The organism is Pseudarthrobacter siccitolerans (assembly GCF_030823375.1).
Lineage (GTDB): Bacteria > Actinomycetota > Actinomycetes > Actinomycetales > Micrococcaceae > Arthrobacter > Arthrobacter siccitolerans_A.
The window spans coordinates 4,236,830-4,258,755 of the sequence record NZ_JAUSXB010000001.1; the positions used below are offsets into that span (position 1 = coordinate 4,236,830).

Below are 21,926 nucleotides of genomic sequence, written 5' to 3' on the forward strand. Positions count from 1 at the left end.
TTGCCCGATGAGGAGGCACAGAAAATGGGGGATCTAGCAATAGATTTCTGTGGGGAATGGTATGAGCCCTCCGACGAGGACGTCTTCAACATCGGCCGCGAAGGCGACCTCGAAGTGGACGACAATCCGTACCTGCACAGGCAGTTCCTGCAGGTGGCCAACTACGACGGCATCTGGTGGCTCAGCAATGTGGGCAGCATGCTCTCCGCCACCGTGGCAGACGCCTCGGGCGGCATGCAGGCCTGGCTCGCGCCCGGGGCCCGGATCCCGCTGGTATTCAGCCACACCAACATCATCTTTACGGCAGGACCCACCACTTATGAATTCGCGGTCCACCTGAAGACGCCCTCGTTCCGGCAGGGAGCGCGTGAGGAGGACAGCAACGGGGACACCACCATCGGCCCGGTGGTGTTCACGGACTCGCAGAAGGCACTCATCGTGGCGCTCGCCGAGCCGATGCTGCGGCGCGAAGGGACCGGCTTCAGCGCTATCCCGTCCTCAGCGGCGGCCGCCAAAACGCTGGGCTGGGCCCTCACCCGCTTCAACCGGAAACTGGACAACGTGTGCGACAAACTGGACCGGGTGGGCGTTGTGGGCCTGCGCGGGGGCGGCGGCAAACTCGCCACGAACCGCCGCGCCCGGCTGGTGGAGCACGCAGTCACCTCGCACCTTGTCACCGCAGATGACCTGTACCTGCTCGAGAAGATGAGGGGCGTGGACGAAGGATGAGGATCCGGCTGACACTCCGCCGGGACCCTGCCGACGCCAAGGACCTTGCCATCACCGTGGACGGCCTCGCCACGGTGGCCGATGTGGCAACAACGCTGTGGGCCGCCGACCCTGCCCGTAAAGGCACGCCCGCCCCGGACAACCTGTCCCTGAAGATCGATGAGGCGTTTGTGGGCGGGGGCATGCGCGGCAACATCCTTGCCCGCGGGGACAACCTCCTCGAATCCGGCCTCCGGCCCGGCTCCGTGGTGTCGCTGACCCAGGTCAGCACACAGTTCGGTGACGCCGGGGCAAGCCGGGGCCCCGCGGCCGCCACCCTCCGCATATTGTCAGGGCCCGACGTCGGCCGTGAATTTTCGCTGCCCTCCGGTACCAGCTACATCGGCCGGGACCGGGACGTGGACATCCGGCTCTCCGATCCGCTGACTTCCAAACGCCATGCCCGGATCACCGTGGGTGAGGGCATCGAAATCGTGGACACCAACTCCGCCAACGGGCTCCTCATGGATGGCCTGCCGGTCACCCGGGCCACGCTGAACTCCTCGGACACCATCACCCTGGGCGACACCACCATCACCGTGGTTCCCCTGGGACACAACCAGGCGGCCGCGCCCACCTCGCCCCTGGTGGACTTCAACCGGTCACCCCGGGTGGTTCCCCGGTTCGAGGAACCGAAGCGCGTCTTGCCTGCCGGGCCCAAACGCCCCGAGGAGCACCCCTTCCCGTACATCATGCTGACGGTCCCGCTGCTGATGGGCATGGTGGTTTTCGCGGTCAGCAACAACCCGCTCTCGGCACTGTTTATCCTGATGATGCCGCTGTTCGTCGTGGGTAACTATGTGGACCAGAAGATGCGGACCAAACGCCAGCAAAAGGAACAGCTCAAGCATTTCCGTGCTTCCATGGCCGCCTTCCGGGAGGACATCACCGAACTCCAGCTCGTGGAGCGGGCCGTCCGGCTGCAGGAGGCACCCTCCGTGAGCGACACCGTTGATGCCATCTACAAACTGGGTCCGCTGCTCTGGACCCACCGCCCCGAGCACGGCGGCTTCCTTGGCCTGCGGTTCGGCCTGGGCACCGTGCCTTCGCGGGTGCTCCTGGAGGAACCGGGAAACAACGACACCGAGGTGGTGTACGCCCGCGAAATCCAGGACTGCATCAAGCAGTTCCGGGACATCGAAGGCGTTCCGGTGGTATCCCAACTCCGGTCAGCCGGCTCGCTGGGCATCGCCGGAGCCCGCGGGCTGGTCGACGACGTGGCCCGCGGCATGGTGCTCCAGCTCGCAGGGCTGCACTCGCCGGCCGAAGTGGTCCTCGCGGCCATCACCTCCGCCCAGTCGCGGGAACGGTGGACCTGGCTTCAGTGGCTGCCGCACGTCGGCTCCGGCCACAGCCCCCTTTCCGGTGACCACCTGGCCGCCGGTTCGGCCGGCGGCGCATCCCTGGTGGCCCGCCTCGAAGACCTCGTGGAGGCGAGGGAAGCGGCTGCCAGGCGTTCCGGCCCGGACCTTCGCCCGGGGCTGGATCCCGCCAAGGACGAGGTGGATGCACCGGTGGTTCCGGCCGTGCTGGTGATCGTGGAGGACGACGCCCCCGTGGACCGGGGACGCCTCACCCGGCTCGCCGAACGCGGCCCCGACGCCGGCGTCCACGTGCTCTGGATCGCCACGGACGTCCAGGCGCTGCCCGCTGCCTGCCGGGACTTCATGGCGGTGGACGGCGAACACGGCACCACCACCGGACAGGTCCGGCTGGGCCGCCACACGTACCCCGTCAGCTGCGAAAGCGTGGACGCCGCGCTCGCTGCCCAGCTGGCCAGGATGCTCACCCCGGTGGTGGACGTCGGCAAACCCGTCACCGACGATTCCGACCTCCCGCGCGCTGTCTCCTATGCCACCCTGATCGGCAAGGACTTCCTGGACAACCCGCAGGCCGTCGCCGAACGCTGGACGGAAAACAACTCCGTACACAGCAGCGCCGTGGCCAACCGCAAGGACAACGGCACCCTGCGCGCGCTGGTGGGCTCCAAAGGCATCGAACCGCTGTACCTGGACCTGAAGAACGAAGGCCCGCACGCCCTGGTGGGCGGGACCACCGGTGCCGGCAAGTCCGAATTCCTGCAATCCTGGGTGATGGGCATGGCCGCGGCGTACAGCCCGGACCGGGTTAGTTTCCTGTTCGTGGATTACAAGGGCGGGGCTGCTTTCGCGGACTGCATCAACCTGCCGCACACGGTAGGACTGGTTACGGACCTTTCGCCGCACCTGGTCCGGCGTGCGCTGACTTCGCTCCGGGCCGAACTGCACTACCGCGAGCAGCTGCTGAACCGGAAAAAGGCCAAGGACCTGTTGGCCCTGCAGCGTGAGGCCGATCCGGAGGCGCCGCCCTACCTGATCATCATCGTGGACGAATTCGCGGCGCTCGCCAGCGAAGTCCCGGAATTCGTGGACGGGGTGGTGGACGTCGCCGCGCGCGGGCGCTCCCTGGGCCTGCACCTCATCCTGGCCACCCAGCGGCCGGCCGGTGTGATCAAGGACAGCCTGCGCGCCAACACCAACCTCAGGGTTGCCTTGCGGATGGCCGACGAGGACGACGCCAGCGACATCCTGGGCGTCCCGGACGCCGCCTACTTCGACCCCTCCATCCCGGGCCGCGGTGCGGCAAAGACCGGGCCCGGCCGGATCCAGGGCTTCCAGACCGGCTACGCCGGGGGCTGGACAACAGACAAGCCCCAGCGGCCGCAGATCGACGTGGTGGAAATGGCGTTCGGCTCCGGCCCCAGCTGGGAGGCCCCGGCCCCGGAAAAGCCGGTGCTCGAAGCGCCGGCCGGCCCCAACGACATCGCGAGGATGACGGCGACCATTGTCCGCGCTGCCGGCACTCTCGCGATCAAGCCCCCGCGGAAACCATGGCTGGACGAACTGGCCAAAACCTACGATTTCTCCAGGCTGCCCAACCCCCGCACCGACGAGCAGTTGCTCCTCGGGGTGGCCGACGACCCGGTCCGGCAGGCCCAGCCCACGGTGTTCTACCAGCCTGACAAAGATGGCAACATGGCCATCTACGGTACGGGCGGTTCCGGAAAATCGGCGGCCTTGCGCGGCATTGCGATCGCTGCCGCCGTGACTCCCCGCGGCGGGCCCGTGCACGTCTACGGGATCGACTGCGGCTCCTCCGGGCTGCGGATGCTGGAAGAGCTTCCGCACGTGGGCGAGATCATCAATGGCGACGACGTGGAACGGGTGGGGCGCCTGCTGCGCCTGCTCCGGGACATCGCGGACCAGCGATCCGCCGCATTCGCCGAGGTGCGTGCTTCCACCATCGTCGAGTACCGGAAGCTCGCCAACCGGCCCGACGAGAAGCGGATCTTCGTCCTTGTAGACGGGATGTCCGCGTTCCGTGAGGCGTACGAACACAGCAGGTTGTCCGGGCTCTGGGACATCTTCCTGCAGCTGGCTACCGACGGCCGCACCCTCGGCATCCACCTGGTGGTCAGCGGGGACCGCCCCAATTCGGTCCCCGCCTCGCTGCTCGCTTCCATCCAGCGGCGCCTGGTGCTCCGGCTCTCCTCCGAGGACGACTACATTTCCGTGGACGTTCCGCGGGACGTGCTCGGTGCAGGATCCCCGCCCGGCCGCGGGCTCCTGGACGGGCTCGAGGTCCAGCTCGCAGTGCTGGGCGGGAACTCCAACCTGGCCCTGCAGGCGCGCGAGGTGCACAAGCTCAGCGAAGCAATGCTGCGCCAGGGCCTGGCGGCCGCCCCCGGCATCGAGAGGCTGCCGGAGCAGGTGGACCTGGACGTTCTGCCCGCCGGCGTCGCCAACCTGCCCGTGATCGGCGTCGACGACGAAACGCTCCAGCCGGCCGAGGTCATGGCACGGGGCCCGCTCCTCCTCGCCGGCCCGCCCGGCGCCGGCCGGACCGTGGCGCTTGTGACCCTGGCCTACGCCCTTCGCCGTTCCAACCCCGCCACTGAACTCGTCTACATCGGGGCCCGCCGGTCCGCCGTCGCCTCCCTGCCCATCTGGAACCGCTCGGTGGTGGGTCCGGACGATGTGGCCGAGGTGGTGGAAGACCTGGTGGAGCACTCTTCGGGAAATCCGGGCGCGCTGGCCATCTTCATCGAGGGGCTTACGGAGTTCACCGACACCCTGGCGGAGTCCGGTGTGGGCCAGCTGGTGACGGCATCCATCAAGGCGGACCAGTGGGTCATCGGTGAATCCGAGACCTCCACCTGGTCCTCGGCCTGGTCCCTCGCGCAGCCCTTCAAGTCGGGACGGCGCGGCCTGCTGCTGAACCCCGGAGACATCGAAGGCGACAGCCTGCTGAACACGTCCCTGGGCCGGATCAGCCCGGACTTCATTCCCGGCCGGGGGTACGTGGTGGGGCGCGGAAAAGCCCGCAAAATCCAGGTTGCGCTGCCGCCCGAAAACAGGGACTGACACGCCAATGACGGCAGGGCCGCGGAGCCGGTGGATTTGCGGCCCTGCTGCGCGTTGTAGAAGACTACCGGGGACACCAAGAAAGCGGCAGTGGGGGACTGCGCGCACCGAAAGGTAGCAATGACCCCGTCTTCACCGGTTTTCCGCGTTGCTTCGACGACGGCATCAGCAGCAGCCCTGGCCATCACGTTGGGCCTCTTTCCGGCCGGCCCGGCAGCCGCAGTTTCTGCGGAACCCACACCCGCCTCCACAACATCTCCTGACCAATGCCTCCTGGTCTGCTGGTCCGGCCCCACGGAGGACCCGGAACCTGCCGGGCCCACACGGACCCGGAAACCCAAAGAGCCCGAAAGTCCGCCTGCTCCGCCCGCGGACCCTGTGCCCGCGCCTCCGGAGCAGGCCGCACCGTCGGATACGCCTCCTGCCGGAACCGATCCGGTACCGGCCGCCCCGGCGGCCGAACCGGAAGACACCGCCGCGGGTCCGTCCGATGCGGCCACCGCCACAGGATCTGCCGGTTCCCCGCCCCCCACCGGCGCCTCAAGCGGACAGGACTGGAACACCCCCGTCACCAGGTCCGCCCGGGCCAGCCGGGTGGCAGCCGTCAACCCTGACCGCGATCCGGGCTCCGGCGGTCCGGCCCTCCTGCCCATCATCGCAGGCGTCCTGTTGCTGGGCGCCGCGGGTGCTTCCTTCATCTGGTGGGGCAGGAACCGGTTCCGCCCCAGGGCCCACTGACCTGCCAGATTATCTGCCCACATCACAGCTGCGCCCCGAGCATCGGCATCGGGTTTCGGGCAAGATAGGTCTGTGAGTACAGGACCAGGCCCCGCAGAACAGACCGCCACCCGCACCACCGAACCCGTCGAGCCGGAAGCAACCCCCACCGAACCAGTCCGCGAGGAATACGAGAACCTCGTCGACCTCGTCCGGAAATACAGGTTTGCCTATTACCAGGAAGACACCCCCCTGGTTTCCGACGCGGAATTCGATGAACTGTTCCGGCGGCTGGAGGAAATCGAGGCGCTCCACCCGGAACTGGTGTCCAATGACTCGCCAACCCAGGAAGTGGGAGGTGAAGTCTCCGCCGCTTTCGCCGCCGTGGAGCACCTGCAGCGGATGTACAGCCTGGAGGATGTTTTTTCCCTTGCGGAACTCGAAGCCTGGCTCACCAAAGCAGCGGCCGGCATCGAGAAGCTGGGTGACGGATCGCATCGGCCGGCCTGGCTGACCGAACTGAAGATTGATGGCCTTGCGGTCAACCTGCTGTACCGGGACGGGAAACTGGTGCGGGCCGCCACCCGCGGTGACGGCACCACCGGCGAGGACATTACGCACAACGTGCTCACCATCAAGGAAATCCCGCAGGAACTGGACGGGGAGGGGTTTCCCGCGGAGATGGAAATCCGGGGCGAGGTGTTCATCCCCTCGCAGGCCTTCGCCGAGTTTAACGAAGCGCTGATTGAAGCAGGAAAGGCGCCCCTGGCCAACCCCCGCAACGCCGCAGCCGGTTCGCTGCGCCAGAAGGACCCGGCGGAAACAGCCAAGCGTCCCTTGAAAATGTTTGTCCACGGGATCGGTGCCCGCGAGGGGCTCCAGGCACGCAGCCAGTCCGAAACCTACGCCGTGCTTAAGGACTGGGGCCTGCCGGTCAGCCCCTATTCGGAAGTGCTGGGAAGCCTGGACGAGGTCCTGGACTTCATCAAGCGGTACGGGGACAAGCGCCACAAACTGCTGCACGAAATTGACGGCATTGTCATCAAGGTGGACGATTTCGCCATCCAGCGGGCCCTTGGCTACACCAGCCGCGTGCCGCGGTGGGCCGTCGCCTACAAATACCCGCCTGAGGAGGTCCACACCAAGCTCCTGGACATCCAGGTCAACGTGGGCCGCACCGGACGTGTCACGCCCTTCGGCATGATGGAGCCCGTCAAGGTGGCCGGGTCCACCGTGGAGATGGCCACCCTGCACAACCAGGACGTGGTGAAGGCCAAGGGTGTGAAGATCGGCGACATCGTGGTCCTGCGCAAGGCCGGCGACGTCATCCCTGAAATCGTGGGCCCGGTCCTGGCCCTGCGCGACCAGCAGGATCCTCCGGTCCGCGACTTCGTGATGCCAACCGAATGCCCTTCCTGCGGCACGCCTCTGGCGCCGGCCAAGGAGGGCGATGTTGATATCCGCTGCCCCAACTCGAAATCCTGCCCTTCGCAGTTGCGGGAGCGGGTGTTCCACCTTGCCGGGCGTGGTGCCTTCGACATTGAGGCCCTCGGGTGGGAGGCAGCCATCGCCCTCACCCAGCCGGCGGAACCCGACGTTCCGCCGTTGACCACGGAAGCGGCCCTGTTCGACGTCACCCCGGAAATGCTCGCCGATGTCCGGATCAGGCGGGAAAAGCGCACCAAGGGCGTGCCCACCGGGGAGTTTGAACTCGTGCCCTACTTCTACAGCAAGGGCACTGCGAAGTCGCCGTCCAAGCCCACCGCCACTACCGAGAAGCTGTTCCGGGAGCTGGAGAAGGCGAAAACCCAGCCGCTGTGGCGGGTGCTGGTGGCGCTGTCCATCCGGCACGTGGGGCCGAGGGCTTCCCGCGCCCTGGCCACCTCCTTTGGCAGCATGGACGCCATCCGGAAGGCGTCCGAGGATGAACTGGCCCACGTGGATGGGGTGGGTCCCACCATTGCCGCCGCGCTCAAGGAGTGGTTTGCCGAGGACTGGCACGTCGACATCGTCGAGCGCTGGGCCGCGGCGGGGGTGCGGATGGAGGACGAGCGGGATGAGTCCATGCCGCGGACCCTTGAAGGGCTGACGGTCGTGGTGACGGGCTCGCTCCCGAACTTCAGCCGTGACGAAGCGAAGGAAGCCATCCTGGTCCGCGGCGGCAAGGCCTCAGGTTCGGTCTCCAAGAACACCAGCTACGTGGTGGCCGGCGAAAACGCGGGAACCAAGCTGGACAAGGCCGAACAGCTGGGCGTACCCGTGCTGGACGAGGACGGCTTCCGGCAGCTGCTGGCCGGCGGCCCGGCAGCGCTGGAGGGCGGCGCTGATTCCGGGGCGGAACCGGCAGAGGCGGAGGCGGCCCGATGACCGGCGTTACCGGACTGCTGGAGGTGGCCAGGCAGGCTGCGGCCGCCGGAGCCAAGGTCCTCGCCGGCAGGAACGCTGACGCGCTCCACGCCAGCAACAAGGGCGACGCCGGCGATTGGGTCACCGCGTTCGACGTCGCCGCGGAGAACGCGGTCCGCGATGTCATTGCCGCCGCCCGGCCCGGCGACAGCATCACCGGCGAGGAACACGGCACCACCCGGCCGGCGGATCCCACCGGCTACCGCTGGTCCATCGACCCGCTGGACGGCACCACCAACTTCATCCGCAACATCGTCTACTACGGCACCTCCGTGGCAGTGGCCGAGGCCGACGGCATCTGGCTGGCCGGCGTCGTCAACGCCCCTGCTTTAGACCGCGTCTACTATGCTGCCCGCGGGCAGGGTGCCTGGCTGGAGGAAGCCGGGACCGTGACCCGGCTGGAAGGGCCCGTGCCGGGCCGCAAGGGGCAGATCCTGGCCACCGGCTTCAACTACGATCCGCTGGTCCGCTCGGAACAGGCCGGGCAGTTTGCCGAACTGCTGGAAGGGTTCGCGGACGTCCGCCGCTTAGGGTCCGCGGCGCTGGACCTGTGCATGGTGGCGGACGGCACCCACGACGCCTTTGGCGAACGCGGGCTCAACGAACACGACTTTTCCGCGGGGGCGCTGATCGCCGAGGAAGCCGGCTGCTGGGTCCGCCGGCCCCGGCTGACCAGCCCGCTGGACGGCGGCCCCACCGATCAGGAGCGGCTGGACGCCTGGACGTGCGCGGCCAGCCTGGAGCTGTCCGGAAAATTTCCGCTCTGACTGCCAGTTTCGCCCGGACTGCCGGTTCCGGTCTGGCTGCCAATTCCGCCTCACTGATAGTTCAGTCACGGAAAGCACCCTTTTGCCGCTTGCTACTGGGCAGTACCACTACCATTGATGGGTGCATCAGCAGATAACCGTCCGTCCCGCCGTCGAATCCGATTTCGACGCCGTTGCCCGCATCACCAGGGATTCCTACCTGGCCGCCGGGTACTTCGACGACGCCGACCACCCCTACATGCGCAAGGTCCAGGATGTTGCGCAGCGCGCCGGCCAGGCCACGGTCTGGGTGGCCGAGCGGGCCGGAAACGTGGTGGGTTCGGTCACCCTTGCCTTGGCCGGGGAGCCCTATGCGGATATCGCACTGCGGGATGAACTGGAGTTCCGCATGCTGGTGGTGGACCCGGCCGTGCAACGCAGCGGCGCAGGCAAAGCCATTATGGCTGCCATCGTGGACCACGCCAAGGCACTGGACGGGATCAGCGCCGTCTCGCTCACCACCGGAAGCACCTGGGAAAGCGCCCGCGGACTGTACAACAAAACCGGCTTCGCGCGGATGCCGGACAGGGACTGGTTCGTCCCCGGAACTGACATAAAGCTGCTGGTTTACCGGCTGGACCTGTAGCCGCCCTAAAGTGGTGCCGACTCATTCCAGCTTTGAAAGGCCCACCATGCGCAAAACCTTCGGCACCGGCTCCGTCTGGGAACAGACCCTCGGCTACTCCCGGGCCGTCCAGGTGGACAACACCCTCTACATTTCCGCCACCGCAGCCGGCGGCGAGGATGGCATCGTGGGGAACGACTTTTACACGCAGACCCAGTTCATCCTGCAGAAGCTCGGCAAGGTCCTCGCTGACGCCGGCTTCAGCCTGGAGGATGTGGTCCAGTCCAAGCTGTACCTGACGGACATCAGCAAGTGGGAAGACGCCGGACGTGCCCACGGCGAGGTATTCGGCGAGATCCGGCCCACGCTGTCCCTGGTGCACGTGCTGCCGTTCCTGGATCCGGAAATGCTCGTGGAAATCGAGCTGGTGGCCCAGAGGAGCGCCAGCTAATCTAGCCAGCCGGCAGGCCGTAGCGGTGCTCCGGCCTGCCGGTGGTCCCGTAGCGGAGCTGGATATCCACTGCGCCGTCGTCGGCCAGTGAGGACAGGTAACGCTGCGCCGTCGCCCGGGAAACACCCACGCGGCTGGCCACTTCCGCCGCCGAATACTGCTCGCCGGGGACCAGGGATTCCAGCACCGCCGCCTCAGTGGCGGACCGCGGCCTGGACGACGGCGTGACGTCACCAGGGATCAGCGCCCGCTTGGCCCGCTCCACCGCGTCCTGGTCCAGCGCCCCGGGCTGGGACAGCAGGCGCCGGTACCGCGCGTAGGACCGAAGCTGCTGCGACAGGGAATCCGCGGTGAAGGGCTTCAGCAGGTAACCCAGCGCACCGCGGCGGAATGCCACCCGGAGGGAGGCGGCGTCGGAAGCGGCACTCAGGATCACGGTGTCCACATCCAGCTGCTGGAGCAGGTCCAGGCCGGAGGCATCGGGCAGGTAGACGTCGAGCAGCACCAGGTCCGGCCGCAGACTGTGGATGGCCTGCAGCGCCAGCGACGCCGTTCCCACCGGCGCCAGCGCCAGGAACCCCGCCACCGAATCCACGTAGGCGGCGTGCAGTTTGGCCACGTGGAAGTCGTCATCCACGATCAGCACCCGAAAATCATCAGCCATGAGTGTCCTTTCCAGCTGCATCTTGAGACGCGGCATCTTGAGACGCGGCTTCGTTGAGCCGGGAATTCCTGGCCCCCGCAGTGGTGCCGGGCAGGGTGGCCATAAAAACTGCGCCTGGTCCGCCGGGCTGCCCGGCTTCAAGCAGGCGGACGTCCCCGCCGCGGCGCCGGGCCAGCTGGCGGGCCAGTGCCAGCCCGAACCCCTGGCCCCCGCCGGCACGTACCGGACCGGAAGCCGTGGTGAAGCCTTCGGCGAAGATCGCCTCGGCGTCCGTTCCCTCCGCCAGCCCGTCCCCGGAGTCGGCGACCACCACGTGGAGGGTGCCGCCGTCGTCGCCCGGCTCGTCCAGCACCTCCACCTCGACCCACCGGTCTGAAGCTGCGCCGGCCACGGCGGCGTTGACGGCATTGTCGATCAAATTGCCCAGCACGGTGGTGACGTCCTGGGCGTCGGTGACCTGCCCGCGGACCAGGGTTTCGGGCCCGATCCGCAAGGCGACCCCGCGCTCGTCGGCCTCTACGCCCTTGGCTCCGACGAAGGCCTGCAGGTAAGGGTCCTGCAGCAGCTCGGCCTGGTCCACCGGAAACTTCAGCGGCCCTGTGGCGGCCAGCCGGGCCAGGTAGTCGCGCGCCTGCTGGTGCTGCCCCATGCTCATGAACCCCGCGATGGTATGCAGCTGGTTGGCGAACTCGTGCCGCTGGGCCCGCAATGCCGTGGACATGGTGCCCACTGCGTCCAGCTGCCGGGTGAGCTGCTGAAGCTCGGTGCGGTCACGGAGCATCACCACCCAGCCCAGGTCCTCCCGCCCGTGAAGGGCTTTGCGGGCGTTTGCCACGAGTACCCGGCCGCCAGCCACCAGTTCAATGGCGGAAGGGTCACCGGAGCCGGGCCTGGTGAGGGATTTCAACAGGTCCGGCACCGGGGCGTCCTCCCAGTGTGTTCCGGCGAGATCGCCCAGCCCCAGCAGGCGCTGCGCCGCGGCGTTGAACACGGTGATCCGGCCGTCGGCGGAAACGCCGATCACGCCGTCGTCCACACCCTGCAGGACCGCCACCTGGTCGTGGACCAGGGAGCTGATCTCTTCCGGCTCCAGGCCCAGGGTGAGGCGCTGCAGGCGGCGGCGCAGCAGGAAGGACCCCAGGATGCCGGCGAACAGCGCGCCGGTAGCCGTCAGGGCTACCGGGCCGATGTCCCGTTCCACGCTCTGGCCCACGGTTTCCATCGAATAGCCCACGCTGACCTCTCCCACCACGGTGCTGCCGCCGGGAGCGAAGACCGGAACCTTGGCGCCGGCCGAAGGCCCCAGTGTTCCCGTGTTCCGCGTGGTGACTTCCTGGCCGGACAGGGCCTCGGACGGATCGGTGCTCACCCTTTCCCCGAGCCGCTGCGGATCCGGATGGGCCAGCCGCAGGCCGGTCTCGTCGGTGATCACCACAAACAGGGCACCGGTCCGGGCACGTGCGGCTTCGGCCGACGCCATCAGCGGCCCGGCAGCTAGTTCGGAGGCCGGGGGAGTGCCGGGTTGTTCGCTGATGGCCAGTACTTCGGCCCGCACCGAGGGATCCGAGGCCACCGTCCGGGCCAGCGTCAGTGCCTGGTTCTCGGCCTCACGGCCCACCCGGTCATAGGTCAGCCAGGCATGCACTGCTGCGCTGAGCAGAACCACCAAAAGCACCACCGCCAGCTGCAGCAGCAGCGTCTGGGTGGAGAACCGCAGCGGCGCGCGGGGACTGGAACGCGGCATGATCCTCCTCGATCGGCGTCGGAAAACGGGGCCCGCTGAGCCCGTGAGCACAATGAGCTAAATGCTCGCAATAAGCAGTATGCCAATCAATTGCGCCAAAGGCATTGCCGTGACCCGGGCCACCCTAAAGTCTGTAGCACGCGTCACACCGCTGTGCCGCTGTTCACAAAGAAGGAGCCCAGCCGTGCTGGTATTACTTGGATTCGCCATGATCGCGGTATTCATGGTGCTGATCATGACGAAGAAGTTGACGCCAGTGCTGGCGTTGATCATCGTCCCAACAGTTTTTGGTCTTTTCGCCGGCGCCGGCCTGGGCATTGGCGACATGGTGATGGACTCGATGAAGTCGATGACCTCCACCGCAGCCCTGCTCATGTTCGCCATCATCTACTTCGGCCTGATGATCGACGTCGGGCTCTTTGATCCGCTGGTCCGGTTCATCCTTCGCAAGCTCGGCAATGACCCCGCCAAGGTGGTCCTGGGCACGGCCCTGCTGGCCGCAGCAGTCTCCCTTGATGGCGACGGCTCCACGACCTTTATCCTCACCACCGCAGCCATGCTGCCGATCTACCTCCGGCTGAAGATGAGCCCCGTGGTCCTCACCTGCGTGGCCGGCCTGGCCAACGGCACCATGAACATCGTCCCGTGGGGCGGCCCCACCGCCCGCGCCGCCAGCGCCCTGAAGATCGACGTCAACGAGGTCTTCGTCCCCATGATCCCGTCCCTGGCCGCCGGCCTGGCCGTCGTCCTGGTCTTCGCCTGGGTGCTCGGACTGCAGGAGCGCAACCGCCTCCGTGCCACACAGCCTGAAATCTGGGGGGTCCCCGATACAGCCGAAGGGTTCGACGGCGGCACGCCTGCAGGCGGCGCCGGCACGTCCCGCGGTGCTTCAGGCCGCGGCGGTTCGGGACGCGGTCCCGCACCTGTTCCGGCAACGGGAGGCCCCGCCGTCGGAGGCTCCGGCGTAGCTGTCCTGGAACGCACCGAAGACCTCGTCGATGCCAGCGACACCGCCATGGCGGACACCGCACTGGATCCCAACCGGAAGACCCTGCGCCCCAAGCTCCAGTGGTTCAACCTGGCCCTCACGGTGGCCGTGATGGGCATGCTCATCGCCGACCTCGTGCCCCTGCCGTACGTCTTTATGGTCGGTTCGGCCATCGCCCTGCTGGTGAACTTCCCCCACGTCAAGGACCAGGCCGCGCAGATCGTGGCCCACGCGCCGTCAATCGTTGCCGTGGTCAGCATGGTCATGGCTGCCGCAGTCCTGACCGGCGTCCTGAAGGGCACGGGCATGGTCGAAGCGATGTCCGCGTGGCTGGTGCAGATCATCCCGTCCAGCATGGGCCCGCTGATGGCCGTCATCACCGGCCTCCTGAGCATCCCCATGACGTTCTTTATGAGCAACGACGCCTTCTACTTCGGTGTGCTTCCCGTCCTGAGCGAGACGGCTGCCCACTACGGCATCAGCGGCGCCGAAATGGCCCGGGCTTCCATCACCGGACAGCCGTTCCACATGCAGAGCCCGCTGGTCCCCGCCATCCTGCTCCTGGTCTCGCTGGCCAAGGTTGACCTCGGCGACCACCACAAGAAAGTCCTGTGGCGCGCAGCAGTGGTTTCGCTGGTCATGCTGGGAATTGGCATACTGACCGGAGCCATCGGAATCGGTTAGTCTTTAGCTGCCGCGATGTTGCCCCTGGTGGGCGGTATGCGGCAAGAAGGTGCCCGTCTGACGCCCGCTGGGGGCCGTCAGACGGGCATCATCGTTTCCCCACTAGAATGGATCGGAAATCAATTCAAACTTTGCAGGGGAGATCCATGGCTGCGATCAACCGTGACGACGTTGCGCACCTCGCGCGGCTCGCTCACATTGAGATGAGTGCTCAAGAGCTGGACAGGATGGCCGGAGAACTCGCCGTCATCGTTGATTCGGTCAAATCCGTCAGCGAAGCCGCCGGCGACGACGTGCCCGCCACGTCCCACCCCATTCCGCTGACCAACGTGTTTCGCGAAGACGTTGTGGGCCACACCTTCACGGCGGAACAGGCACTTTCCGGTGCGCCGGACTCCGACGACAACCGTTTCAAGGTTCCGGCAATCCTGGATGAGGCATAACCATGACTGACAGCAACGAACTCATCCGCCTCTCCGCCGCTGAACTGGCCGAAAAGCTGGCCGCCGGTGAGGTGACCTCCGTCGAGGTCACCCAGGCGTACCTGGACCGGATCGCCGCCGTGGACGGCGGCGAACGCGGCGTCAACGCCTTCCTGCACGTCAACGCCGAGGAAGCGCTCGCAGTCGCCGCCGAGGTGGACGCCATCCGCGTTGCCGGCGGCGCCGAAGCCGAAGGCCTGCATGTCCTGGCCGGTGTGCCCATCGCCGTGAAGGACCTCATCGTCACGGTGGGCCAGCCCACCACGGCAGGCTCCAGGATCCTCGAAGGCTGGCACAGCCCCTATGACGCCACCGTAGTGGAGCGCCTGCGCGCCGCCAGGATGCCGATCCTGGGCAAGACCAACCTCGACGAGTTCGCCATGGGCTCCTCCACCGAGCACTCCGCCTACGGGCCCACCCGCAACCCCTGGGACCTGGACCGCATTCCGGGCGGCTCCGGCGGCGGGTCCGCTGCCGCCGTCGCCGCTTTCGAGGCTCCGCTCGCCCTGGGCACGGACACCGGCGGCTCCATCCGCCAGCCCGGCGCCGTCACCGGCACCGTGGGCGTCAAGCCCACCTACGGCAGCGTTTCCCGCTACGGGGCCATCGCCATGGCGTCCTCCCTGGACCAGATCGGCCCCGTTTCGCGGACCGTCCTGGACTCGGCCCTCCTGCACCAGGTCATCGGCGGGCACGACCCCCGCGACTCCACCTCACTGCCGGACCCGCTTGCCGACCTCGTCGCCGCAGCTAAAACCGGCAACGTCGAGGGCCTGCGGATCGGCATCATCAAGGAACTGCACGGCGAGGGCTACCAAGCCGGCGTCGAAAACCGGTTCAACGATGCCCTGGAGCTGCTCAAGGAAGCCGGCGCTGAGATCGTTGAGGTTTCCTGCCCCAACTTCCAGTACGCCCTGGGCGCCTACTACCTGATCATGCCTTCCGAGGCGTCCTCCAACCTCGCCAAGTTCGACGGCGTCCGGTACGGCCTGCGCGTCCTCCCCGAAGAGGGCCCCATGACCATCGAACGCGTCATGGGTGCCACCCGCGCCGCCGGCTTCGGCGACGAAGTCAAGCGACGCATCATCCTGGGCACCTATGCCCTGTCCGCCGGCTACTACGACGCCTACTACGGCTCCGCGCAGAAGGTCCGCACCCTGGTGCAGCGCGATTTCGAAGCCGCGTTTACCGTTGCTGACGTCCTGATTTCGCCCACGGCCCCCACCACCGCTTTCCGCCTCGGCGAGAAACTGGACGATCCGCTGGCGATGTACCTGAACGACGTCGCCACCATCCCGGCCAACCTTGCCGGCGTGCCGGGCCTGTCCCTGCCGGGCGGCCTTGCCGACGAGGACGGCCTCCCCGTGGGCATCCAGCTGCTGGCCCCGGCCCGCGAAGACGCCCGCCTGTACCGCGTGGGTGCGGTGCTGGAGTCGCTGCTCGAAGCGAAGTGGGGCGGCCCGCTGCTGGCCCAGGCACCCGCGCTGGCCACCTCGGTGGTTGAGCCTGTCGAAACCGAAACGGTTGTCGAAACCCTCGCAGCCCAGGAGGCAAAATAATGAACACCGACGCAATCCTGAGCTTCGAAGAGGCCATGGAGAAGTACGATCCCGTCCTGGGGTTCGAGGTCCACGTGGAGCTCAACACCAAGACCAAGATGTTCTCCTCCGCCCCGAACGTCTTCGGCGACGATCCCAACACCAACGTCAACGAAGTGGACCTCGGGATGCCCGGCGTCCTGCCTGTGGTCAACAAGGCAGCGATCGAGTCCTCCATCAAAATCGGGCTGGCCTTGAACTGCAAGATCGCCGAGTCCTGCCGCTTCGCCCGGAAGAACTACTTCTACCCGGACACCCCGAAGAACTTCCAGACGTCCCAGTACGACGAACCCATTGCCTACGACGGCTACCTGGACGTCGAGCTCTCCGACGGCACTGTGTTCCGGGTGGAGATCGAGCGCGCCCACATGGAAGAGGATGCCGGCAAGCTGACCCACATGGGTGGCGCCACCGGCCGCATCCAGGGTGCGGACTTCTCGCTGGTGGACTACAACCGCGCCGGCGTTCCGCTGGTGGAGATTGTCACCAAGCCCATCGAAGGCGCCGGTTCCCGCGCGCCTGAACTGGCCAAGGCGTACGTGGCGGCCGTCCGCGAGATCGTGAAGAACCTTGGCGTGTCCGACGCGAAGATGGAGCGGGGAAACGTCCGCTGCGACGCCAACGTCTCGCTGCGCCCCCACGGCCGTGAACGGTTCGGCATCCGGTCCGAGACCAAGAACGTGAACTCGCTGCGCGCCGTCGAACACGCCGTCCGCTACGAGATCCAGCGGCATGCCGCCGTGCTGGACTCCGGCGTTCCGGTCACCCAGGAAACCCGCCACTGGCACGAGGACACCCGCACCACCACCTCGGGCCGGGCCAAGTCCGACGCGGACGACTACCGCTACTTCCCCGAGCCGGACCTGGTCCCCGTGGTGCCGGCCCGCGAGTGGGTGGAGGAGCTCCGCGCCACGCTGCCCGAACCGCCGGCCGCCCGCCGGAAGCGCCTCCAGGCCGACTGGGGCTACTCGGACCTCGAATTCCGCGACGTGGTCAACGCCGGTGTGATGGACGAGATCGAGGAAACCATCGCCGCCGGCGCTTCCGCTTCTGTCGCCCGCAAGTGGTGGATGGGCGAGATCGTGGGCCGGGCCAAGAACGCCGATGTGGATCCCGGCCAGCTCGGTGTCCAGCCCGCCACCATCGTGGAACTCGCCCGCATGGTGGAGGACGGCAAGATCAACAACAAGATGGCCACCGAGGTGCTGGACGGCGTCCTCGCCGGCGAAGGCACCCCGGCGGAGATCGTGGAGAAGCGCGGCCTGGCCGTGGTCTCTGACGACGGGCCCCTGCTCGAAGCCATCGATGCCGCACTGGCCGCCCAGCCCGGCGTCGCGGACAAGATCCGCGGCGGCAAGGTGCAGGCCGTAGGCGCCATCGTGGGCGGGGTCATGAAGGCCACCCGCGGCCAGGCTGACGCAGGCCGCGTCCGCGAGCTGATCCTGGAGAAGCTGGGCGTCACCGTCTAATCCCTCCCACCCGACTGGGTGGCGCCAAGTGTCATTTTGACCCCGCATAACGACATTTGGCGCTGCCCAATTGTGGTTTAAGTAGTACTCGGTTCCCACATGCCCCGGACTACTCGTGTGCAGCCGCGCATCCCAGCCCTACACTGAAGCTCCAGGGTGCCGGTTGCAGGGGCAAACAGGCCCTGCTGTTGCTGTGGGAGGTAGTTTTGATGTTTGTTCCGGACCCGTTAAAGATCCGTAAGACCGTGCTGGCGGGGGCGGTGGCCTTGGCCCTAACCGGGACGGGGGTAGCGTTTGCGTGGGCAGCGGGTGACACCTTCCCGCCGTCGCCGTCGCCCTCCCAATCCCAGTCCGTGCAGGGACAGGAAAACGGCAAGGACAAGCCGGACAAAGCCCAGCGCCCGCAGCACCTTCACAGTGAAAGCGTGGTGAAGAAGGCGGACGGCACTTTCCAGACGATTCTCGAGCAGCGCGGCACGGTGGAAACGGTCAGCGACACCTCGATCACGGTCAAGAGCGAGGACGGCTACTCCCGGACGTACACCGTCAACGCGGACACAAAAATCCACAAGGCCCCCGCCGCGGCGTCGCAGAGCTCCCCGGGATCCGAGAGCTCCGAGGGAACGAACGACGACGGCAAGCGGGTTAAGCCCGGCCCGGGAAGTATCGCGGACATCGCCACCGGCGACACTGTCCGGATTTCCGGCGTGAAGAACGGGGACCAGGCTACGGCCGAGCGGATCGCCGAGGGTGGCGGCGACGACCCGGGCCTTGGGCTGGGCCGCGGTCACGGGCAGGGCCACGGCAAGGGGCACAACAACCCCAAGTGACTGGCATTAGGCGTCGTGAAACCGCGAAATGACGACGTTGAGTGGGACCCAGCCGGGTCAGCCCTGTTCCACCAGCCCGGCCATAATGCCCTGCAGTGCCTCGGAGACAATCATGACCGAACGCCGCTTCAGGTTTTCGGGCCGGGCCAGCAGGTCGATCCGGCGCCGGGTGCTGATTCCCTCCAGCGGCCGCAGCACAATATCGGGGTTGAGCACGGGTCCCGCCGTGTATCTCGGCAGCAGTCCCACCACACTGCCGGCGGCCACGAGTGCCGCCACCGTGGAGTAGTCGTTGATGCGGTGGACGATGTTCAGCTCCCGGCTGGAGACTGCGGCGACGGCGGACAGCACATCGGCGGGGGAGTAGCCGGTGTGGCTGGTCACCCAAGCTTCGCCGCCGACGTCGTCCGCCGTTACGGCAGGCTTCCCCGCCAACGGGTGGGCGGCCGGCAAGGCAACATCGAGCGGTTCATGGGCGAGGGGTATCACCGTGACCCGATCGGCAGGCCAGCGGGGGCTGTGGTCCATCCGATGGGCGAGGACCAGGTCATACCGCGCGGTCAGGGCGGGGAAGTCCTGCTGGGCGACGTCCTCGTCCGACAGTTCGATCCGTGGCTGACCGGGGGCATCCAGGATCCTGGCCAGCGGTGCAAACACCGCCTGCCCCACGCTGTGGAAACCGGACAGCGTCACCCTGCCCGCCGCAGTGCCGTGATAACTTCCGATCGCAGTCCGCGCCTCGGCCATGGCGCTGACGACGGCGGCACCGGCGTCCGCGAGCACCTGGCCTGCCTCGGTGAGGACCAGGTTCCGGCCCTCCTTCCGGGTCAGGGGCACGTCCACGGTGCGCTGCAGCAGCGCCAGCTGCTGGGAGACGGCCGACGGCGTGACCATCAAGGTCTCCGCGACCGCCTTAACGCTGCCCAGGGCGCCGAGTTCGCGCAGGATTTCGAGCTGGTGTATCTCCACGTGTCCATTCTATGCATTAGCAAAAGCTACATCGTTGATTGAGAAATTAGCGGTTGTGCTAAAGCTTCTTCCTCGTTGTAATGGGGAGGTCAGCATCTGCCGACCACGTAGACAAAGAGTGAGGAAGCCGATGAAGGCTTTGTACAAGGCCGGCCCACAGGCAGGCTTCGAGCTGGTGGACCGCCCCGAGCCGGTGGCTGGCCCCGCCGACGTGAAGATCCGGGTCATGACCACCGGGATCTGCGGCACCGACCTCCACATCCAGTCCTGGGACTCCTGGGCCCAGGGGATCATCGAAGCTCCCCTCATCCCGGGCCACGAGTTCTACGGCGAAGTGGTGGAAGTGGGCGAGGACGTCCGCGACGTCAAGACCGGTGACCGGGTATCCGGGGAAGGCCACGTGGTCTGCGGTATCTGCCGGAACTGCCGGGCAGGCCGGCGCCAGATGTGCATCCACACCGTGAGCGTGGGGGTGCAGCGCGACGGTGCCTTCGCCGAATACGTGGTGATTCCGGAAACCAATGTCTGGGTCCACCACGATCCCTCTGTCACTCCCGAACTGGGCGCTATCTTCGACCCCTTCGGCAACGCGGTGCACACTGCCCTGAGCTTTCCGCTGGTGGGCGAGGACGTGCTGATCACCGGCGCCGGACCCATCGGGCTGATGGCCATCGCCGTCGCCCGCCACGCCGGTGCCCGCAAGATCGCCATCACCGATGTATCACCCCACCGGCTGGACCTCGCCCGCCGGCTGGGCGCAGACCTCGCCATCAACGTCGCCACCACGAGGGTCCGTGACGCCCAGCGCGAGCTGGGGATGCGGGAGGGATTCGATATCGGCATGGAGATGTCCGGCCACCCCACCGCCCTGCCGGAGATGATCGACAACATGAACCACGGCGGCCGGATCGCGATGCTGGGACTGCCCAGCCAGGACATCACCATCGACTGGGGCAAGGTGGTGACCCACATGCTCACGCTCAAGGGCATTTACGGCCGCGAAATGTACGAAACCTGGTACGCCATGAGTGCCATGCTGTCTTCCAACACCGTACTGCACGCGGGCATTTCGGCGGTGGTCACTGATACGCTCCCTGCCACCGACTGGGAAAAGGGCTTCGACCTGGCCCGCAGCGGCGCCGGCGGAAAAGTTGTCCTCGACTGGACCCGACTCTAAGGAACACCATGTACACCTCGATCAAGGACCAGCTGGGCACCGAGCTGGAGGACATCCGCACTGCTGGACTCTTCAAGACCGAACGCAGCATCAACTCGCCCCAGTCAAGCCACATCAGCGCCGGTGCGCTCGGCCAGCCGGGGGCTGACGTGCTGAACTTCTGCGCAAACAACTACCTGGGCCTGGCTGACCACCCCGACATCATCAACGCAGCCAAGGCGGCCATGGACGAACGCGGTTTCGGCATGGCCAGTGTGCGCTTCATCTGCGGCACCCAGGACCTGCACCTGGAACTCGAAGCCCGCGTCTCCCGGTTCCTCGGGACAGAGGACACCATCCTCTTCTCCAGCTGCTTTGATGCCAACGGCGGCGTCTTCGAGTCCCTCTTCGGCCCGGAGGACGCCATCATCTCCGACGCCCTGAACCATGCCTCCATCATCGACGGGATCCGCCTGTGCAAGGCGCACCGGTACCGGTACGCCAACCAGGACATGGCGGACCTGGAAGCCAAGCTGGTGGAGGCAAAGGATGCCCGCCGCAAGATCATCGTCACCGACGGTGTCTTTTCCATGGACGGATACCTCGCTCCGCTGGAGGCTATCTGCGACCTCGCCGAGAAGCACGATGCCCTGGTGATGGTGGACGATTCGCACGCCGTCGGTTTTATGGGGGCGACCGGGGCCGGTACGCCGGAGCATGCAGGCGTGTCGGACCGCGTGGACATCTACACCGGAACGTTCGGCAAGGCGCTGGGCGGCGCCTCGGGCGGCTACGTCTCCGGCCGCAGCGAAGTGGTGGCCATGCTCCGGCAAAAGGCCCGTCCCTACCTGTTTTCGAACTCGTTGGCCCCGGCCATCGTGGCCGCCACCATCAAGGCCCTGGACCTGGTGGAGAACTCGGCCGGCCTGCGCCGCACGCTCTTCGAAAATGCGGCACTGTTCCGCCGCCGCATGACCGAAGAGGGCTTTGACCTGCTTCCCGGTGAGCACGCGATAGTCCCGGTCATGTTCGGCGACGCCGTCCTGGCCGCCAAAGTGGCTGACCGGATGCTGCAGCACGGCGTCTTCGTCACCGCCTTCAGCTTCCCGGTGGTTCCGCGCGGGGCAGCAAGGATCCGCGTCCAGCTTTCGGCCGCGCACTCAACGGACGACGTCGAAACCTGCGTGTGTGCCTTCGTCGCCAGCCGTGCCGAGGTAGCAGCCTGA

At 67.0% G+C, this 21,926-nt stretch carries 17 protein-coding genes; 14 read left to right on the top strand and 3 right to left on the bottom strand.

Annotated elements, in window-relative coordinates; translation table 11 throughout:
* Window positions 1-24 precede the first annotated feature (24 nt).
* The 7 genes from QFZ36_RS19645 (at window position 25) to QFZ36_RS19675 (ending at window position 10,116) form a co-directional block, all read left to right on the top strand.
* Entirely contained in the window at window positions 25-729 is a 705-nt protein-coding gene (locus QFZ36_RS19645) for a hypothetical protein (protein ID WP_306638790.1), read from the top strand.
* Window positions 726-5,171, top strand: coding sequence for an FtsK/SpoIIIE domain-containing protein (locus QFZ36_RS19650; RefSeq protein WP_306638791.1), 4,446 nt, complete (start codon window positions 726-728; stop codon window positions 5,169-5,171). Before QFZ36_RS19645 ends, QFZ36_RS19650 begins: the two co-directional genes overlap by 4 nt.
* 120 nt (window positions 5,172-5,291) lie before the next feature.
* Complete coding sequence (locus QFZ36_RS19655; protein ID WP_306638793.1) at window positions 5,292-5,909, top strand: hypothetical protein; 618 nt, start codon at window positions 5,292-5,294, stop codon at window positions 5,907-5,909.
* A 72-nt stretch (window positions 5,910-5,981) separates the two neighbouring features.
* Window positions 5,982-8,255, top strand: a complete 2,274-nt coding sequence (gene ligA / locus QFZ36_RS19660) for an NAD-dependent DNA ligase LigA (RefSeq protein WP_306638795.1) — start codon at window positions 5,982-5,984, stop codon at window positions 8,253-8,255.
* Complete coding sequence (locus QFZ36_RS19665) at window positions 8,252-9,061, top strand: inositol monophosphatase family protein (RefSeq protein WP_306638797.1); 810 nt, start codon at window positions 8,252-8,254, stop codon at window positions 9,059-9,061. The genes ligA and QFZ36_RS19665 overlap by 4 nt, the downstream gene beginning before the upstream one ends.
* A 121-nt stretch (window positions 9,062-9,182) precedes the next feature.
* The gene (locus tag QFZ36_RS19670) at window positions 9,183-9,686 is read left to right on the top strand and encodes a GNAT family N-acetyltransferase (RefSeq protein ID WP_306638798.1); all 504 of its coding nucleotides are present in this window, start codon (window positions 9,183-9,185) and stop codon (window positions 9,684-9,686) included.
* 46 nt (window positions 9,687-9,732) lie between these two features.
* Complete coding sequence (locus QFZ36_RS19675; RefSeq protein ID WP_306638799.1) at window positions 9,733-10,116, top strand: RidA family protein; 384 nt, start codon at window positions 9,733-9,735, stop codon at window positions 10,114-10,116.
* A gap of 1 nt (window position 10,117) precedes the next feature.
* Here the strand turns inward: QFZ36_RS19675 and QFZ36_RS19680 are convergent, their stop codons facing one another.
* A complete protein-coding gene (locus QFZ36_RS19680) occupies window positions 10,118-10,780 on the bottom strand; it encodes a response regulator (RefSeq protein WP_306638800.1) in 663 nt (220 codons plus the stop codon).
* Entirely contained in the window at window positions 10,773-12,524 is a 1,752-nt protein-coding gene (locus tag QFZ36_RS19685) for a sensor histidine kinase (protein ID WP_306638802.1), read from the bottom strand. The genes QFZ36_RS19680 and QFZ36_RS19685 overlap by 8 nt, the downstream gene beginning before the upstream one ends.
* A 184-nt stretch (window positions 12,525-12,708) precedes the next feature.
* Between QFZ36_RS19685 and QFZ36_RS19690 the strand changes: the two genes are divergently transcribed.
* The 5 genes from QFZ36_RS19690 to QFZ36_RS19710 all read left to right on the top strand — a co-directional run bounded on the left by QFZ36_RS19690 (window position 12,709) and on the right by QFZ36_RS19710 (window position 18,575).
* Window positions 12,709-14,196 (top strand): CitMHS family transporter, encoded by a 1,488-nt coding sequence (locus QFZ36_RS19690; protein WP_306638804.1) that lies wholly within the window; start codon window positions 12,709-12,711, stop codon window positions 14,194-14,196.
* A 146-nt stretch (window positions 14,197-14,342) separates the two neighbouring features.
* A complete protein-coding gene (gene gatC / locus QFZ36_RS19695; protein ID WP_013600429.1) occupies window positions 14,343-14,639 on the top strand; it encodes an Asp-tRNA(Asn)/Glu-tRNA(Gln) amidotransferase subunit GatC in 297 nt (98 codons plus the stop codon).
* A 2-nt stretch (window positions 14,640-14,641) separates the two neighbouring features.
* On the top strand, window positions 14,642-16,237 hold the full coding sequence (gene gatA / locus QFZ36_RS19700; RefSeq protein WP_306638805.1) for an Asp-tRNA(Asn)/Glu-tRNA(Gln) amidotransferase subunit GatA: 1,596 nt from the start codon (window positions 14,642-14,644) through the stop codon (window positions 16,235-16,237).
* On the top strand, window positions 16,237-17,745 hold the full coding sequence (gatB, locus tag QFZ36_RS19705; RefSeq protein ID WP_306638806.1) for an Asp-tRNA(Asn)/Glu-tRNA(Gln) amidotransferase subunit GatB: 1,509 nt from the start codon (window positions 16,237-16,239) through the stop codon (window positions 17,743-17,745). Before gatA ends, gatB begins: the two co-directional genes overlap by 1 nt.
* A 209-nt stretch (window positions 17,746-17,954) precedes the next feature.
* On the top strand, window positions 17,955-18,575 hold the full coding sequence (locus tag QFZ36_RS19710) for a DUF5666 domain-containing protein (protein ID WP_306638807.1): 621 nt from the start codon (window positions 17,955-17,957) through the stop codon (window positions 18,573-18,575).
* Between the two features lie 57 nt (window positions 18,576-18,632).
* Here QFZ36_RS19710 and QFZ36_RS19715 read toward each other — a convergent pair whose 3' ends face one another.
* Window positions 18,633-19,544 carry a LysR family transcriptional regulator gene (locus QFZ36_RS19715; protein WP_306638808.1) on the bottom strand — a complete coding sequence of 304 codons (912 nt, stop codon included), beginning with the start codon at window positions 19,542-19,544 and terminating at the stop codon, window positions 18,633-18,635.
* Between the two features lie 130 nt (window positions 19,545-19,674).
* Between QFZ36_RS19715 and tdh the strand changes: the two genes are divergently transcribed.
* Both tdh and QFZ36_RS19725 read left to right on the top strand, forming a co-directional pair.
* Window positions 19,675-20,721 (top strand): L-threonine 3-dehydrogenase, encoded by a 1,047-nt coding sequence (gene tdh / locus QFZ36_RS19720; RefSeq protein ID WP_306638809.1) that lies wholly within the window; start codon window positions 19,675-19,677, stop codon window positions 20,719-20,721.
* 8 nt (window positions 20,722-20,729) lie between these two features.
* The gene (locus tag QFZ36_RS19725) at window positions 20,730-21,926 is read left to right on the top strand and encodes a glycine C-acetyltransferase (RefSeq protein WP_306638810.1); all 1,197 of its coding nucleotides are present in this window, start codon (window positions 20,730-20,732) and stop codon (window positions 21,924-21,926) included.